This is a genomic window from Pandoraea sp. XJJ-1, assembly GCF_026802345.1.
In the GTDB taxonomy this organism is placed as follows: Bacteria; Pseudomonadota; Gammaproteobacteria; order Burkholderiales; family Burkholderiaceae; genus Pandoraea; species Pandoraea cepalis.
The window spans coordinates 3,877,623-3,894,699 of sequence record NZ_CP113827.1 but is presented as its reverse complement, the minus strand read 5'-3'; the positions used below and the strand labels follow the sequence as shown (position 1 = coordinate 3,894,699).

Here is a 17,077-nt window from a genome sequence, read left to right as displayed (position 1 = left end):
TATCTATAATAGCAGCCGCTTGCTCTATTGCACAGGGAACATTTAAGCTCCTTCGTCTAAGGGAAACACCTCACTGATCCCAGGGAGCGAATTGACCGGGGCGCGCCGCGCGGTTTAGGGCAGGATTCGCCTGCTCACCCGCCGGGGCCCCGGAGCCTGTTCGACGATCTCACATGAGTGCCAGCGCGCGCGGTTCGCCGCGCCGGGGACGTCTTCTTGGCCGCCTTCCGGGCCTGTCTCCGGGGGCCCGCATTCCGGGCCTCAGGCACTTCCGACCCGCCTCTGCGCGACGGGATTGCGGACGGGCCTTTGCCGCCGCAATCGTACGCAACGTACTTGTCATTTTGTTTGACCGCATTCCATTTATCGGGGGCGTATATGCACGTCAAGAGAAGTTCACTGGGGATGGTCACTGCCGTCGCACTCGCGGTGTTGGCCTTGGCAGCATGCGGCAAGAAGCCGCCGCCGCCGCAGGCCATGGTGCCGGAAGTCGGCGTCGTGACGCTGCAATCCCAGAACGTAACGCTGACGACCGACCTGCCCGGACGCACCTCGCCCTTCCGCGTGGCCGATGTTCGCGCGCGCGTCGACGGCATCGTGCTCAAGCGCGATTTCACCGAAGGCGGTGACGTCAAGGCGGGCCAGCGTCTGTACAAGATCGATCCGGCCACGTATCAGGCCGCGTATGAAAACGCCAAGGCAACGCTGGCGAAGGCCGTGGCGAATCAGGCGTCGACGAAACTGCTGGCCGATCGCTACAAGCAACTCGTGGCCGTCGAGGCGGTGTCCAAGCAGGATTACGACAACGCCGTTGCCGCATCGCTGCAAGCCGACGCCGAAGTGCAGGCCGGCAAGGCGGCCGTCGACACGGCGAAGATCAACCTCGGCTACACCGACGTGCCGGCGCCGATTTCGGGCCGCACAGGGTTGTCGCAGGTCACGGAAGGCGCCTACGTGCAGGCAGGGGCCGCCACGCTGATGACGACCGTTCAGCAGATCGATCCGATGTATGTGGACGTGACGCAATCGGCGGCGCAAGGGTTGCGCCTGCGTCGTGCGCTGGCCGAGGGCAAGCTGCAAAGCGCGGGCAAGAACGCCGCCAAGGTGGAACTGACCCTGGAAGACGGCACGACGTACCCGCTCGAAGGCAAGCTGCAGTTCTCCGACATTACCGTCGATCAGACGACCGGCTCGGTGACCGTGCGTGCCATCTTCCCGAACCCGAACCGCGAGTTGTTGCCCGGCATGTTCGTGCACGCGAAGCTGCAGGAAGGCGTGAAGGAGGGCGGTCTGCTCGTGCCGCAGCAGGGGGTCACGCGTGATCAGAAGGGCCAGCCGACGGCACTGATCGTGAACAAGGAAGGCAAGGTCGAGTTGCGTCAGCTTGTCACCGATCGCGCGATCGGCAACATGTGGCTGGTGAGTGCGGGTCTGGCCGCCGGCGATCAGGTGATCGTGTCGGGTCTTCAAAAGGTGCGCCCGGGCGCGCCGGCGAAGGCGGTTCCGGCGCAGTTGCCGGGGGCTGAGGCGCCTGCAGGTGCCAGTGCACCGGCAGCGGCCGCCCCCGCCTCGGGCGCCAAAGCTCAATAACGCGGAGCCTCTTTCATGGCAAAGTTTTTTATCGATCGCCCGATCTTTGCTTGGGTGATCGCGATCGTCATTATGCTTGCCGGTGCGCTTTCGATCCTGAAGCTGCCGGTTTCGCAGTACCCGCCGATCGCCCCGCCGTCCGTTCAGATCACTGCCGTTTATCCGGGCGCTTCCGCACAGACCGTGCAGGATACGGTCACGCAGGTGATCGAGCAGCAGATGAACGGTATCGACAACCTCGAGTACATGTCGTCGACCTCCGACGGCTCGGGTACCGCTCAGATCACGCTGACCTTCGCGCAAGGCACGAATCCGGACATCGCGCAGGTGCAGGTGCAGAACAAGCTGCAACTCGCCACGCCGCTGCTTCCGCAGCAGGTGCAGCAGCAGGGCATCAAGGTCGCCAAGGCGACCAAGAACTTCCTGCTGGTGATCGGCGCGTATTCCGACGACGGCAAACTGACCGACATCGACCTCGCGAACTATCTGGCCGCCAACGTGCAGGATCCGATCAGCCGTGTGAACGGCGTCGGTCAGGTCCAGCTCTTCGGTGCGCAGTACGCCATGCGTGTGTGGGTCGATCCGCAGAAGCTCAACGGCTACAACCTGACGATCCTCGACGTCTCGAGCGCCATCCAGGCGCAGAACGTGCAGGTCTCGGCGGGCGAGCTGGGGGGCGCGCCGGCGGTGAAGGGCCAGCAGCTCAACGCCACGGTGATGGCGCAGAGCCGCTTGCAGACGCCGGAGCAGTTCCGCCAGATCCTGCTCAAGGTCAACAAGGACGGCTCGCAAGTGCGTCTGGGCGATGTCGCTCGCGTGGAGCTGGGCGGTGAATCGTACCAGGTGGTCGCGCGCTATAACGGCAAGCCGGCGGCGGGTCTCGCGGTCACGCTGGCCACGGGCGCCAACGCGCTGCAAACGGCCACGGCGGTCAAGCAGAAGGTGGCGGACCTCGCACAGTACTTCCCGACGGGCATGAAGGCCGACTTCCCGTACGACACCACGCCGTTCGTGAAGATCTCGATCGAGGAAGTGATCAAGACCCTCATCGAAGGTATCGTGCTCGTGTTCCTCGTGATGTATCTGTTCCTGCAGAACCTGCGGGCGACGATCATTCCGACGATTGCCGTGCCGGTGGTGTTGCTCGGTACGTTCGGCATCATGGGCGCGGCGGGTTTCTCCATCAACACGCTGTCGATGTTCGGGCTGGTGCTCGCCATCGGTTTGTTGGTGGACGATGCGATCGTGGTGGTGGAAAACGTCGAGCGGGTGATGTCCGAAGAGGGGCTGAGTCCGAAGGAAGCGACGAAAAAGGCCATGAGCCAGATCGTCGGTGCGCTGGTGGGGGTGGCGCTCGTGCTCTCGGCGGTGTTCGTGCCGATGGCGTTCTTCGGCGGCTCGACCGGCGCCATCTATCGCCAGTTCTCGCTGACCATCGTGGCGGCCATGGCGCTGTCGGTGCTCGTGGCCATCGTGCTCACGCCGGCGATGTGCGCCACGATTCTCAAGCCCATCAAGAAGGGCGAAGTGCATGAGAAGCGCGGCTTCTTCGGCTGGTTCAACCGCACGTTCGACAACAGCTCGAAAAAGTACCAGAGCCAGGTGGAGCGCATTCTCAAGCGCAGCACGCCGTTCCTGATCGTCTACGTGGTGATCGTGGCCGTCGTGGGCTTCCTGTTCGTGCGTATGCCGACCGCGTTCTTGCCTGACGAAGACCAGGGCTACTTCTTCAACCTCGTGCAATTGCCGCCGGGCGCGACGCAGGAGCGTACGCTCGACGTGATGAAGCAGGTCGAGAAGCACTATCTGGAGAATGAAAAGGACGCCGTGCGTTCGATCTTCACGGTGACGGGCTTCGGCTTCAACGGCCGCGGTCAGAACGTGGGTCTCGCGTTCACGATGATGAAGCCGTGGGATGAGCGTCAGTCGGCCGATCTCAAGGTGCAGTCGGTCATCGCACGGGCGTACCGGGCGTTCGCCGGCATGAAGGACGCGATGGTCTTCGCGATCAACCCGCCGTCGGTGCCGGAACTCGGTAACGCAGGCGGTATCGACTTCGAGTTGCAGGATCGCGCGGGTCTCGGCCACGACGCGCTCATGGCCGCCCGTAATCAGTTGCTGGGCATGGCGGCGAAGAACCCGAACCTTGCGAACATGCGTCCGAACGGACTCGACGATACGCCGCAGTACAAGGTGGACGTCGACGAAGAAAAGGCCGCCGCGCTGGGGCTGTCGATTGCCGATGTGTACTCCACGCTCTCGGCGTCCTGGGGGTCGTCGTACGTGAACGACTTTATCGATCGCGGTCGCGTGAAGAAGGTGTACGTGATGGCGGAAGCGAAGGATCGCATGCTGCCGCAGGACATCAACAAACTTTACGTCCGTAATTCGAGCGGGGCCATGGTGCCGTTCTCGGCCTTCGCCACGGGGCAGTGGATTTATGGCTCGCCGCGTCTGGAGCGCTACAACGGGGTGCCTGCCGTGGAAATTCAGGGCATGCCGGCACCGGGCAAGTCGTCGGGCGACGCCATGAAGGCGATCGAGGAAATTGCGAAGCAACTCCCGACGGGTATCGGTCTGGAGTGGACGGGGCTGTCGTTCGAAGAGCGCATCTCCGGCTCGCAGGCGCCGGCGCTCTACGCCATTTCGATCCTGATCGTGTTCCTGTGTCTGGCGGCCTTGTACGAAAGCTGGTCGATCCCGTTCTCGGTGATTCTGGTGGTGCCCTTGGGGGTGTTGGGGGCGTTGCTCGCCGCGACCCTGCGTGGCTTGTCCAACGACGTATACTTTCAGGTGGGTCTGCTGACCACGGTGGGGCTGTCGGCGAAGAACGCGATTCTGATCGTGGAATTCGCCAAGGACCTTCAGGAGCAGGGCCGCACCCTGATGGAAGCGACGATGGAGGCGGTGCGCCTGCGTCTGCGACCGATTCTGATGACGTCAATGGCGTTCGTGCTCGGCGTGTTGCCGCTGGCGATCTCCAACGGCGCGGGCTCGGCTTCGCAGCACGCGATCGGGACGGGCGTGATCGGCGGTATGCTGGCGGCGACGTTCCTTGCGATCTACTACGTGCCCGTCTTCTTCGTGCTGGTGCGCAAGCGCTTTGCGCATGAAGACCTGGACACCGTGGAGCATCCGGAAGCGCGCAAGCCGAACCCGGACGCCACCGAAGGCCCCGCCAAGGAAGGAAACTGAGCTATGAAGCACAAAGCATTGTCGATTGCCTTGGCGGCAGCGTCCCTGGCAGGCTGTACCCTGGCGCCGCATTATGAGCGGCCCGAGGCGCCGGTCGCCACGACGTTCCCCACTGGCCCGGCCTACAAGACGCCTGGCGCGGCAAACCAGAACGGCACCGCGGGCAGCAGTAGCGTGGCGGCGGCCGATTTGGGCTGGCGCGATTTCTTTACCGATCCCCGCCTGCAGAAGTTGATTGAGATCGCGCTGCAGAACAACCGCGATCTGCGCGTCTCGATGCTCAACGTCGAAGCCGCGCGTGCGCAGTATCAGATCCAGCGTTCCGCGTTGCTGCCCTCGGTGGGGGTGGCAGGGCAGGGGTCGGTTCAGCGCACGCCGGGGGACCTGACGTCCTCCGGGCGGGCCAGCATCAGCCGCAGCTACCAGGTAGGCGTAGGCTTTACGTCATACGAACTCGATCTGTTCGGTCGTATCCAGAGCCTGAAGGATCAGGCATTGGAGACGTATCTGGCCAGCGAGGACACGGCCAAGACGGCCCACATCACGCTGATCTCGGAAGTGGCGACGGCCTACCTCACCTGGTTGGCCGATCAGGATCTGCTCAAACTGACGGCCGACACGCTCAAGAGCCAGGAGTCGTCGTATCAGCTGACCAAGCGTAGCTTCGACGTGGGGACGGCCTCGGGGCTCGATCTGCGACAGGCGCAAACGCCGGTCGATGCGGCGCGGGCGAATCTGGCGCAGTACACGCGCCAGGTCGCGCAGGACGAGAACGCGCTCGCGCTGCTCATCGGTCAGCCGTTACCGGCGGACTTACCGCCGGGACGTCCGCTCGACGGGCAAGGCCTGCTCACCGATCTCCCCGCCGGGCTGCCGTCCGATTTGCTGCTGCGTCGCCCTGACGTGACGGCGGCCGAGCACACGCTCAAGGGCGCCAACGCTAACATCGGCGCGGCGCGTGCCGCGTTCTTCCCGTCGATCTCGCTCACGGCGAGCGCGGGGACGGCGAGCGCGTCGCTGGGCAATCTGTTCAAGGGCGGGCAGGGCGCATGGTCGTTCGCACCGACCATCACGCTGCCGATTTTCGCGGGCGGGCAGAATCTGGCCAATCTCGATCTGGCCAAGGTGAAAAAGCGCATCGAGATCGCCAACTACGAGAAGGCGATTCAGACGGCGTTCCGCGAAGTGTCCGACGGGCTGGCCGCACGCGGCACGCTCGACGATCAAATCGCCGCGCAGGAGTCACTCGTCAAGGCGAGCGACGAGAGCTACAAGCTCTCGGACCTGCGGTATCGCAATGGCGTGGATAGTTACCTGAACGCGCTCGTCTCGCAACGCTCGCTGTATGCGGCGCAGCAGACACTGATCGCGACGCGTCTGTCGCGCTGGACCAACCTCGTTACGCTGTACAAGGCGCTCGGAGGCGGTTGGGAGGAGCACACCGCACCGGCCAGCGCCGGGGCGGCATCGGCACCGGCGGCACCCGCATCGTGATCGTGTCGCGAGGCAGGCGCGCGGCGTGATTGGCGCAAATGTCTCGCGACGGTGCAAGGTTTGACGATCGAGACGCCCGGCAATACGCCGGGCGTTTTACGTTCGGGCGTCGTGTTTCGCGGTAAACAAGCTCAGTTCCCGAGAGGTTTAGACGCTGGGTTCTACGCTCGCCCCTACCTGGCATACCGCTTCGTCGATATCCTAGTTCGCGTTGTATTCGCAACACCCCGAGCGTCGACGCGAGCGTTTGCATGACGTTGCCGACGCGACGCGCGGGGCACTTATAAGCTGACCGTTTTTCCAGGGAGAGACACCATGAGCGATCTTCAAACGCGCTTCGACGAGGCCGTAGCCCAATCCAAGGCGCTGCCCGAGCGCCCCGACAATTTCACGTTGCTGCGGATCTACGCGCTCTTCAAACAAGGCACGGAAGGCGACGTGTCCGGTGCGCGTCCCGGCATCACGGATTTTGTCGGGCGTGCCAAGTTCGACGCCTGGGAGATGCTCAAGGGCAAGTCGAAAGAAGAGGCACAGGAAGCGTATGTCGCACTTGTCGATGAGTTGAAGGGATAAGGTTGCCGGGGGCGGCAATGACGCGATGAAGCGGCGTAGAGTCCCCTCGGTACGACGCGCCAACAGACGGCGACTTCGGTCGCCGTTTTTTTATGGGCGTTTGCGTGATGGCGGGCATGCGTTGCGTATGAGCAGTGAGGTGGCGCATGACGGGGCGGGTTTTGCGGCGGTGTCCGATTGGCGTTTCGTCGACCGTGCGCGACGATGGACGCGTCATCAACGAGACGAGGTATCGAACCATGAGACAGGATCGCCGACACCCCATGCGCTTGACCGACCGGCATACGCTTCGCGATGCGTTGACCCATCGCGCCCGGACGCGCTCGCGGCGAGGTCGCGGTATGCCGCCGTTCGACGCGGGCCGAAGCCGGCGGCGGGGAGCGCAGCCCTGGACACCGCCCGCCTCGGTGCCACCGAGGCAGGCGCCGATGAAGGGGCGGCCGCAGTGCGGTGTGCGGCGTAGGGCATTGGCACGGGGCGCGACACTGCTCGACGTCATGTTTGCCGTGCTGGCGCTGACGGCCGGTGCGCAGGGCTTTGCACGATGGCAGGCCGCCGGGGGAATGTCATCTGCCGAACTCGCATCGACGCCGAACGTGACGATGATGGCCTTGCCAGCCCCGGGGGCGGCACTGTCGCGACCCCCAGCGGCGGGCGATGCGTGGCTCGCTCTCGGTCAACCATGAGCGCGCCGCGCGGCGACTGGGGCGATGGCTGGCGCAAACGTCGCATGACTGGCTTCACGTTGCTCGAGGTGGTACTGGCGATGCCGCTGGGCTTGCTGGTCGTCATGGCGGCGACGGCGATCTATCTCGCGGGCATTCGCTTGTGGCGAGTGCAGGCCGAGCGATACGACGTCAACGAGCGCGCCATCTTCGCGCTGACACAGCTCACGCGTGCCGTTGGTATGGCCGGATATCGAAACTGGGACCCGATGGAAGGCGCGATCCGATTGCCCGGGCAAGGGGTGAGAGACTGGCCGTCGCTGCGTGTCGGCGCCGAGTGTGCGCTCACGGCCGACAACTGTTCGCGGTTCGGATGGCAGGGCAGTGCGCTGCTGGAGGTGCAATTTCACGGGGCGGGCTTTTTGCTGGGCAATGGGGCTGTGCACAATTGCGGCGGGTACCGCGTGAAAGCCACGGGACGGCTGGACGAACGTCAACTCAGCATCTTCTATGTGGACAAGGGAGAAGACGCGATTCCCTCGCTTTACTGCCGCTACGGTGAGCGTCAGGCGACGGCGACCGATCTGCGCCGCCCGGAAGTGCTGGTCATGGGGGTGGAGGCCATGTACATCCGATTGGGGTTGCGTGACCGAGGGGCCGGGGGCTTGCGTTGGGTCGCGCCGGGCACGCGGATGCGGAACCGACCCGCGCGCCCGCCGGCCGGCGAGCGGGGATGGGAGAACGTGGCGGCGGTCGCGTTTTCGTTGGTGATGCGCGGGGCGCCGCGTCGCGGTGGCAAGCCGCGGGCAGTGAGCGTGATCGAAGTGTTCGACGCGGCGACCGGCGGTCGTGAGTTCAAGCGACTGGGCAACGCTGGCGACGTCCATTTACATGTGTTCAATGCGGTGGCCTATCGTCGCAACGACGGTGGCGTGGGGGCGGAGGCCGAATGGTTGGCGTCTTCATTGTGATGTGGTTGGCCGCCCTGATGGCACTGGCCGCCTCCGGCATGCAGCATCGCCAATTGGCGAACCGTTTCGTCGCGTACACGAACGATCGTGTCGGGGCGTTTGCCGCAGCCGACAAGGCGCTTGCCGAGGCGCGCGACTGGCTTACCGACGGCGCACAGGCCGCGGAGATCGCGAGCATGTCGGCGTTCGACGCCGGGCCGAATGGGGTGCTGGCGGCGAGCCATCGGGGCGACGTCTGGTATCCAAAACGCGTGCCGCGATGGCGGACAGTCGAGTGGAGTGGCAGTGGAGCGGTCGTCAAACGGCATAAGGCAAGCTACTTCATCGAGCGAATCGCGTTGTCCGCCTATTGGACCGACGACGCAGCAAAGCGCGATGCGTCGGTGCGACGCTATCGGGTCAGTGCGATGGGATGTGGCGACTTGCCCGGGACGCGTGTCTACCTGCAGGCGATCTATGAGGTTCGTCGTCGCGAGCAGGAGGTTCGTCCCGGTGAGGGACGCGGATCGGATGCTTCGCGTTCGTCGTATTCGTCGCGCGCATTGAGTTGGCGCGAGGTGGTGACGTGGCACGACGATGCCGTGGGAAAGTCCACGCACGGCGCTCAGCGTGAGTCTTGCGATGCATCATGATCCGCGGGCGATGTCGGGCATCACGCTGCTGGAGTGTGTTGTCGCGGTGGCGGTGCTTGCCGTGGCGCTGCTGGCGGTCGCGCCTTCCATCGAGGCCGTTCGCCGCCGGGTGGGGGTGGATATCACGGCGCGCGCCTTCCTGGCGTCGATGCAGGCCGCGCGCGCGGAAGCCCTGGCGCGCCACCGGCGCGTGGCGATAGCGCCGCACGATGGCGGGGCGCTGAGCGGCGGCTGGGTGACGTTCGTGGACGAAAATCGGAATCATCGCTTCGACGCGGGGGATCAATTGCTGGCGCGACATGCGCCGTTGCCACCGGGAGTACACATCGAAGCGGACTGGGCGCTGTACTACACGGAAGGGCTGGCGTTCGCGGAAAGCGGTTTCATACGAACCGAGCGCGACAAATGGCTCTCGGGGACGGTGCGGATCGAGGGGCACGAGCGTCGCATCTGCATCACGATCAATGCCTATGGCCGCGCCCGCATGTCACGTCGGTGCGCCGCCGCGCCGCGATGATGCCATGACCGCGCGCCGTCATGCAGTCATGCGGGCGTGGCGTCGAGAAGTGGTGTTGCCGTCATGTCCTGAGGCATAGGGGGCGTGCCCATTACATGACGGGGGGGATGCCGGCGTCGTTCGCGTTGGCGTGGGTGCTGTTTGTGGCGGACGCGGCAGTGGCGTGTGCCGCGTTGGGTTCATCGGCTTGCGGCGCTGACGGCTTCGTCGAGTCCTGCCAGAGCTTGATGCCTTGCCATGCGAGCACGCCGAGGCCGCCCCACTTGAGACCGCGACGAACAACGCGTCCGACGGGGGTATGCGACAAGCCGGTGAGCGCAAGCGAGGCCACCGAGCTGACCAGGGGGTAGCGCTCGAGCAGACCGCCGAGTTTGAGCCCGGAGTTCGCGAGGCCCCCAAGCCCGGCGAACTTCGCGAGGCCGCCCGGCAACAGGTAGCGCACCCAACGGAAATTGCGCAAACGCTCGCGCGTCACGTGCGCGGCCTGGATCAGTTCGGCGCGCTCGACGGCGATGCGCGTGAGCACCAGCTCCTTGCGAATGGCGAGGAGATCGTGGCGCGAGCGTCGTGACGGTCGCGGGCGGCGAGGGCGGTTCGGTTCGAGCGGCACGGGCAGATCTCCTTCAGTCCGGACGCAGCGCGTCGCGATCCTTTTCGAACTCGGCCAGCGTGGCCTCGAACGGCATCGGCGCATCGCGCAGAATGTTGCGCGCACGCACGGCGCACCACCCCGCCAGCACCAGATACACGGCAAAGATGCCGGTCATGGCCTGAAGACGGTAGGTGTCCCAGAAAATCACGATCACCAGCGCGGTGAGCGACACCAGAGCGAGCACGCCGAAGAGCATCGCGGCCAGGCCGAGGAAAGCCACGCCCATCAGGCGCTCCTTCTCCTCGGTCAACTCGATGCCGATCAGTTCGATGCGCGACTGTACGATCTCGAGCAACGCACCGGCGAGGCGCCGCAGCGAAGGCCGCGGCGGGGTCGTGCGATCATTGTCGGTCATGGGGTGGGCTTGGCGGCCCACCTGACCCGTCGCGCCGGTCAGGTGGACTCCGCCTTGGGCAGAGTAGGCGAGGAAGTGACTTGCGTCGGCGTAACTTACTTACGGTTGAGCAGGAGGCCGATCACCACGCCGATGCCGGCGGCAATGCCCACGGCTTGCCACGGATGGTCGTGAACGTAGTCGTCGGTCACGCGCGCCGCCTGCTTGCTCTTCTCCACGACGACAACCTGCACGTCGGAGGCTTTTTCCTTGGCCTGCTTGAGCAGCGCCAGGGCCTTGTCGCTCAGTTCGGAGGCACGCTCACCGGTCGTGTTGGCGGCTTGCTTGAGCAAATCTTCGGCGTCGGCCAATACGGATTTGATATCGGTCATGAACTTCTCCTTGTTGGTAGGGACTTGCGACATGGTCGTTACCCGATTTTGGGAGGAAAATGCGAGAGGGATATGAGTCACATCGTAACGCGTTCAATGCGTCGTTGCCAGAAAACAACGTCCCAACCGCCTTATATTTCGAATAATTATTTGCACCAAATTTTTTATTCGTTCTGGCAAAGGTTAGCATCCTTTAGTCTTTACCCCACTGAGTTGACGGATCTCAAGGAGACTGTAAATGACATTGCGTTTGGGTGACATTGCCCCCGATTTCGAGCAAGACTCGTCGGTTGGCAAAATCAAGTTCCACGAATTTCTCGGCGACAGCTGGGGGGTGCTCTTCTCGCACCCGGCCGATTACACGCCGGTGTGCACGACCGAGCTCGGTCTGACCGCCAAACTCAAGGGTGAGTTCGAAAAGCGCAACGTAAAGGCCATCGCATTGTCGGTGGACGATGCCGAGTCGCACAAAGGCTGGATCAACGACATTAACGAAACGCAGCACACGACGGTCAACTTCCCGATCCTGGCCGACGGCGATCGCAAGGTGTCGCAGCTCTATGACATGATCCATCCGAACGCCAGCGAAACCGTGACCGTTCGCTCGCTGTTCGTGATCGATCCGAAGAAGAAGGTGCGCCTGACCATTACGTATCCGGCCAGCACGGGGCGCAACTTCGACGAAATCCTGCGCGTGATCGATTCGCTGCAACTGACCGATAACTACTCGGTGGCGACGCCGGGTAACTGGAAAGATGGCGAAGACGTCGTGATCGTACCGTCGATCAAGGACGAAGCCGTGCTGAAGGAGAAATTCCCGAAGGGCTACAAGGTCGTGCGTCCCTACCTGCGTCTCACGCCGCAGCCGAACAAGTAATCCGGCTTGCATGTCGGAACGCTGTCGACGAATGTCGACGTTGTTCGACGGACGCTGAAACGGAAAATGCCAGCGCGAGAGCGCTGGCATTGTTGTTTGGTACGCGCCGTCGCCCGGGGGATTGACGGCCCGCGACTTGCGGCCTGAGAAACGACGCGTACCAGACAAGTGCCCTACGCCGCGCGAGCGACGCGCGGTGTAGGGTATCGAACCCATCCAATCGATCGAATCGATCGATTGGATGCGATGCGACGACAATCAGAAGAACGCCTGGATGCCGGTCTGTGCGCGCCCGAGGATCAGGGCGTGAATGTCGTGTGTGCCTTCGTAGGTGTTGACTACTTCGAGGTTCACCAGATGGCGGGCGATGCCGAACTCATCGGAGATGCCGTTGCCCCCGAGCATGTCGCGCGCGAGACGGGCAACATCAAGGGCCTTGCCGCACGAGTTGCGCTTCATGATCGACGTGATCTCGACGGCGGCGGTGCCCTCGTCCTTCATGCGCCCCAGGCGCAGGCAGCCTTGCAGACCCAGCGTAATTTCCGTCTGCATGTCGGCCAGTTTCTTCTGGATCAACTGATTGGCGGCGAGCGGGCGACCGAACTGCTGACGGTCGAGCACATACTGGCGTGCCGTGTGCCAGCAGAATTCGGCGGCACCCAGCGCACCCCAGGCGATGCCGTAGCGGGCCGAGTTCAGGCAGGTGAACGGGCCTTTCAGGCCAGAGACGCCCGGCATCAGATTCTCTTCGGGCACGAACACCTGGTCCATCACGATCTCACCGGTGATCGACGCTCGCAGACCGACCTTGCCGTGAATCGCCGGGGCGGAGAGCCCCTGCCAGCCCTTTTCCAGAATAAAGCCGCGAATCTTCTCCTCGCCACTCTCGTCGGCGAGCTTGCCCCAGACGACGAAGACGTCAGCGATCGGTGAGTTGGTGATCCACATCTTGCTGCCGCTCAACTCATAGCCACCGGCGACCTTCTTGGCGCGCGTGGTCATGCCGGCGGGGTCGGAACCGTGGTTGGGTTCCGTCAGGCCAAAGCAGCCGATCCATTCGCCGCTGACCAGCTTCGGCAGGTACTTCTGCTTCTGCGCTTCGCTGCCGAATTCGAAGATTGGCACCATGACGAGCGACGACTGCACCGACATCATCGAACGATAGCCCGAATCCACGCGTTCGACTTCACGCGCAATCAGGCCGTAGGCCACATAGTTCAAGCCCGGGCCACCGTAGGCTTCAGGAATCGTCGGGCCGAGCAGGCCGATCTCGCCCATCTCGCGGAAGATGGCCGCGTCGGTGCGCTCGTGACGAAACGCCTCGAGCACGCGCGGTGCGAGCTTGTCGTTCGCGTAGGCGGCTGCCGCGTCGCGAATCATGCGCTCCTCGCTGGTGAGCTGCGCATCGAGCAACAGCGGATCTTCCCATTGAAACTGTGCATTGCCTGCCATGACCTATCTCCTCCGATGTTCTCGAAAAATGCGCTGACACAATTCTCGTCGGCCCCGCCTGATCGGCCGGCGGACCTTGCGGCCACCCGAACCCATGACGTGCTACGACTTGACTAAAGTTCCGCAATGCGGAACAATGTTCCAAAACTGAAGTTAGTTTAACACTAAAATTTTTGGCTCGGCAACGGTCACTTGTTGCGCGGGTCGCCCCTTTTTGCTGCGGAGCGCGCGATGGTTGTGGTCAAAACGTCCCTGTCTGCCTTTGCCGGTGCGCCGGCGCATGGTGTGCCGCCGTCACATGACGAGCGCAAGTTCGTCACGGCGCTGGCACGTGGTCTTGAGCTGTTGCGTGCCTTTGGACCTGACGATGTCCTGTTGGGCAATCGCGACTTCGCCGCGCGCACCGGGCTGCCGAAGGCGACCGTCAGCCGGCTGGCCTACACGCTCACTGAATTGGGCTATTTGCGTTACGACGCCGATTTGGGCAAGTACGCGCTCGACGCCGGCGTGCTGGCGCTGGGATATGCCTTCCTGAACGGCACCGACATGCTGACGCTGGCACGTCCGCACATGCGCGCGCTGGCCAAGGAAATGGGGTGTTCCATTTCGCTCGGTTGCCGGGAGGGCATCGACATGATGTATCTCGAGACCATCCGCAGCGATTCGGCGCATCTCACGCTGGGCCTGACGGCAGGATCACGCTTGTCGATGTTGACGAGTTCGATGGGGCGCGTCTACCTGGCGGCCATGACGCCTGTCGAGCGGGAGACGTTACTGGCCGATCTGCACGATGCCTATGACGCGAATCCGACGGCGCTGCGCAATGTCGGTTGGGACGCGCTGAAGTTGGGCGTCGACAAGGGCATCGAGACGTACCGGCGCGAGGGGTGTTGCTATTCGTTTCGCGATTGGCATGAAGGGGTGAACGCGGTCGCGGTGCCGTTGCGCGACGTGAGACAGAACCGATGGCTCGCGATCAGTTGCAGCGGCCCGTCGTCATCGATTCCGGATGCGGTCTTCCGCGAGGAGATCGCACCCCGATTGAAGCAACTCGCCGCGCGCCTCAGTGGGCAGGTGTAAGTCGGTGTAAGTCGGCAAAAGCCGGCAAACGGCGGTGGTCCATCGGGTTGGGGGCCGCCCGCGGCACTCCATTGCCGGTTAAGTCGCGCCGCGGGCGGCCCCCAACCCGATTCGCAACCGCCTTCGACGCGACGACACCCACCAACACGACCCGGCCAACAAAGCCAGAACGACCGCAGTAATGACAGCAGAGACGAGCAGAGACGAGCGGGAACGAGCAGGGGAACGTAGGGGCGCACGATGGCGGTGATTGTCCGTCCCCTGACGTAGCGACTTAACCGGCATTGGAGCGGAGTCAGGGGACGGGCAAGCGCCGCAGCCCTGGGCATGTGACAGGGCTGCGTGCGAATCTATGCGATGGGTGTCATCAGCGCACTGAAAAAAACCTCACAGCAACGTTCGCACATGCCAAAGCTCGGGGAACAGTACGACATCGAGCATCTTGCGCAAGTAGGGGGCGCCATTGGTACCACCGGTGCCTTGTTTGAAGCCGATGATGCGCTCGACCGTCGTGACGTGGCGGAAGCGCCATTGCCGGAACGCGTCTTCGAGATCGACCAGTTCCTCGGCCATCTCGTACAGTTCCCAGTGTTGCGATGGGTTGCGATATACCTCGAGCCATGCGGCCTCGACGGTGGCATCGTGCGGCGTCGGCGTCGTCCAGTCGCGTTCCAGGCGTTCAGGGGCAATGGCAAATCCGCGCCGTGCCAGAAGGCGCACCACCTCGTCGTAGAACGAAGGGGCGCCCAGCGCGGCCTGCACCTGCGCGAAGACATCGGGGCGATGCGAATGGGGCTTCAACATCGCCGCATTCTTGTTGCCCAGCATGAATTCCAGAATGCGGTACTGATACGACTGAAAGCCCGATGAGCTGCCCAGCGACGGGCGCATCGACGAATACTCCGACGGTGTCATCGTCGCGAGAACGCTCCACGCCTGCACGAGTTGCTCGAGAATGCGCGACACGCGGGCGAGCATTTTGAACGCGGGGGGCAGGTCGTCGTTGTGCACCGCCGTACGGGCCGCCTGCAACTCGTAGAGGGCAAGCTTCATCCACAGCTCGCTCGTCTGATGCTGGATGATGAACAGCATCTCGTTGTGGTCGGTCGAGCGCGGATGCTGTGCATTCAGAATTGGATCGAGCGACAGGTAGTCGCCGTAGCTCATGCTCTTCGAAAAATCGAGCTTCGCCTCATGCCATTGCGTGGCATCGGTCGGCGCATCCGCCGGTGCGGACGATGCGTCCGGCGTTGCGTCGTCCGGGCCTTGATGGCCGAACGGGCACCCGCCCGATGCGGGCGTCGTCTGGGCCGGGATGTTCTGCGGGTCGGGCGCGCAGGAAGGGGTCTTGCTCATGCTTATGACTCCTCGCTCAGGTCACCGCGCCGCGGCGACGAAACTCGGGCTTGTCCCACGAACCCGTGGTCAGCACGTCACGCAAAATTTCGACAGAATCCCAGACATCGGCAAAGCTCGTATAAAGCGGTGTCATGCCGAAGCGCATGATGCGCGGCTCGCGATAGTCGCCGATCACGCCGCGCGCGATCAGCGCCTGAATCACGGCGAACCCCTCCGGATGTTCGAAGCTTACCTGCGACCCGCGCGCCGCGTGAGCGCGCGGCGTCACCAGCGTGAGCGGGAATTCGGCGCAACGCGCTTCCACCAGTTCGATGAACAGATCCGTCAGCGCCAGCGATTTGCGACGCAGGGCGTCCATCGAGGTCTGCGCGAAAATATCGAGACCGCACTGCACCAGCGAAAGCGAGACGATCGGCTGCGTGCCGCACAGGTAGCGCCCGATGCCATTGTCCGGCGTGTATTCCGGCTGCATCGCGAACGGCGTGCGATGGCCCCACCAACCCGACAGCGGCTGCCAGAAGGTATCTTGAAGACGCTTGTTAACCCAGACGAATGCGGGGGCCCCTGGACCGCCATTCAGATATTTGTACGTGCAACCCACGGCGTAGTCGGCGTTGGCGCCGTTCAGATCGACAGGCACCGCACCGGCGGAGTGGCACAGATCCCACACGCACAGCGCACCGGCTGCGTGAATCTCGGCCGTACGCGCGGCCATGTCGTACATGGCGCCGGTGCGATAGTTCACATGCGTGAGCAACACCACGGCGACGTCGTCGCCCAGCGCGGCAGGGAGTTCTTCCGGAGAATCGATCAGGCGCAGCGAGTAACCGTCGTCGAGCAGGCGCGTGAGGCCTTGCACGATGTACAGGTCGGTCGGGAAGTTGCTGCGCTCGGAGACAACCACCTTGCGTTGCGGCGCGAGGGTGCGCTGCGCATCAAGGGCGGCGGCCATCACTTTGAAGAGGTTGCTCGACGTGGTGTCCGTCACCACCACTTCGCCTTTGCCAGCACCGACGATGGGGGCCAGGGCGTCGCCCAGCGTGCGCGGCAGCGCGAACCAATCGGCCTCGTTCCAGCTGCGGATGAGACCCACGCCCCATTCGGCCGTAATCACCTCCTGGGCGCGTTGGGCCGAGGCCACCGGGCGCGCCCCCAGCGAGTTGCCGTCGAGATAGATCACGCCGGGCGGCAGATCGAATTGGGCGCGCAGCGCGGCGAGCGGATCGGCCGCGTCAAGGGCTAGGCATTCGTTGCGAGAAGACGTCATGGTTTGCGTTTTGTCAGTGAAAGCAAT

At 63.7% G+C, this 17,077-nt stretch carries 16 protein-coding genes; 10 read left to right on the top strand and 6 right to left on the bottom strand.

Annotated elements, in window-relative coordinates; genetic code table 11:
* Positions 1-378 precede the first annotated feature (378 nt).
* From OYT13_RS17955 to OYT13_RS17920, 8 genes are all read left to right on the top strand, one after another.
* A complete protein-coding gene (locus OYT13_RS17955) occupies positions 379-1,590 on the top strand; it encodes an efflux RND transporter periplasmic adaptor subunit (protein ID WP_026131539.1) in 1,212 nt (403 codons plus the stop codon).
* A gap of 15 nt (positions 1,591-1,605) precedes the next feature.
* Positions 1,606-4,785, top strand: coding sequence for an efflux RND transporter permease subunit (locus OYT13_RS17950; RefSeq protein WP_017231654.1), 3,180 nt, complete (start codon positions 1,606-1,608; stop codon positions 4,783-4,785).
* A gap of 3 nt (positions 4,786-4,788) precedes the next feature.
* The gene (gene adeC, locus OYT13_RS17945) at positions 4,789-6,279 is read left to right on the top strand and encodes an AdeC/AdeK/OprM family multidrug efflux complex outer membrane factor (RefSeq protein ID WP_017231655.1); all 1,491 of its coding nucleotides are present in this window, start codon (positions 4,789-4,791) and stop codon (positions 6,277-6,279) included.
* Between the two features lie 315 nt (positions 6,280-6,594).
* A complete protein-coding gene (locus tag OYT13_RS17940) occupies positions 6,595-6,852 on the top strand; it encodes an acyl-CoA-binding protein (RefSeq protein ID WP_017231656.1) in 258 nt (85 codons plus the stop codon).
* A gap of 428 nt (positions 6,853-7,280) precedes the next feature.
* Positions 7,281-7,538, top strand: coding sequence for a hypothetical protein (locus OYT13_RS17935; protein ID WP_268566738.1), 258 nt, complete (start codon positions 7,281-7,283; stop codon positions 7,536-7,538).
* Positions 7,535-8,488 carry a PilW family protein gene (locus tag OYT13_RS17930; RefSeq protein ID WP_174975148.1) on the top strand — a complete coding sequence of 318 codons (954 nt, stop codon included), beginning with the start codon at positions 7,535-7,537 and terminating at the stop codon, positions 8,486-8,488. The genes OYT13_RS17935 and OYT13_RS17930 overlap by 4 nt, the downstream gene beginning before the upstream one ends.
* Complete coding sequence (locus OYT13_RS17925; protein ID WP_268566737.1) at positions 8,467-9,120, top strand: hypothetical protein; 654 nt, start codon at positions 8,467-8,469, stop codon at positions 9,118-9,120. Before OYT13_RS17930 ends, OYT13_RS17925 begins: the two co-directional genes overlap by 22 nt.
* Complete coding sequence (locus tag OYT13_RS17920; RefSeq protein WP_174975146.1) at positions 9,110-9,637, top strand: GspH/FimT family protein; 528 nt, start codon at positions 9,110-9,112, stop codon at positions 9,635-9,637. The genes OYT13_RS17925 and OYT13_RS17920 overlap by 11 nt, the downstream gene beginning before the upstream one ends.
* Before the next feature lie 91 nt (positions 9,638-9,728).
* Here OYT13_RS17920 and OYT13_RS17915 read toward each other — a convergent pair whose 3' ends face one another.
* The 3 genes from OYT13_RS17915 to OYT13_RS17905 form a co-directional block, all read right to left on the bottom strand.
* Positions 9,729-10,247, bottom strand: a complete 519-nt coding sequence (locus OYT13_RS17915) for a DUF3318 domain-containing protein (RefSeq protein WP_261938153.1) — start codon at positions 10,245-10,247, stop codon at positions 9,729-9,731.
* 13 nt (positions 10,248-10,260) lie between these two features.
* Entirely contained in the window at positions 10,261-10,644 is a 384-nt protein-coding gene (locus OYT13_RS17910; RefSeq protein WP_017231662.1) for a phage holin family protein, read from the bottom strand.
* 95 nt (positions 10,645-10,739) lie between these two features.
* Entirely contained in the window at positions 10,740-11,048 is a 309-nt protein-coding gene (locus OYT13_RS17905) for a DUF883 family protein (RefSeq protein WP_026131540.1), read from the bottom strand.
* Positions 11,049-11,253: 205 nt separating this feature from the next.
* Between OYT13_RS17905 and OYT13_RS17900 the strand changes: the two genes are divergently transcribed.
* Complete coding sequence (locus OYT13_RS17900) at positions 11,254-11,892, top strand: peroxiredoxin (RefSeq protein ID WP_017231664.1); 639 nt, start codon at positions 11,254-11,256, stop codon at positions 11,890-11,892.
* A 258-nt stretch (positions 11,893-12,150) separates the two neighbouring features.
* Here the strand turns inward: OYT13_RS17900 and OYT13_RS17895 are convergent, their stop codons facing one another.
* Complete coding sequence (locus OYT13_RS17895) at positions 12,151-13,344, bottom strand: acyl-CoA dehydrogenase (RefSeq protein ID WP_268566736.1); 1,194 nt, start codon at positions 13,342-13,344, stop codon at positions 12,151-12,153.
* A gap of 231 nt (positions 13,345-13,575) precedes the next feature.
* Here OYT13_RS17895 and OYT13_RS17890 point away from each other — a divergent pair, with 231 nt between their 5' ends.
* Positions 13,576-14,424: an IclR family transcriptional regulator gene (locus OYT13_RS17890; protein WP_261938154.1), complete on the top strand. Its 849-nt coding sequence runs from the start codon at positions 13,576-13,578 to the stop codon at positions 14,422-14,424.
* A 387-nt stretch (positions 14,425-14,811) separates the two neighbouring features.
* Here the strand turns inward: OYT13_RS17890 and kynA are convergent, their stop codons facing one another.
* Complete coding sequence (gene kynA / locus OYT13_RS17885) at positions 14,812-15,780, bottom strand: tryptophan 2,3-dioxygenase (protein ID WP_268566735.1); 969 nt, start codon at positions 15,778-15,780, stop codon at positions 14,812-14,814.
* 16 nt (positions 15,781-15,796) lie between these two features.
* Positions 15,797-17,050 (bottom strand): kynureninase, encoded by a 1,254-nt coding sequence (gene kynU / locus OYT13_RS17880; RefSeq protein WP_017231668.1) that lies wholly within the window; start codon positions 17,048-17,050, stop codon positions 15,797-15,799.
* Positions 17,051-17,077: the final 27 nt, after the last annotated feature.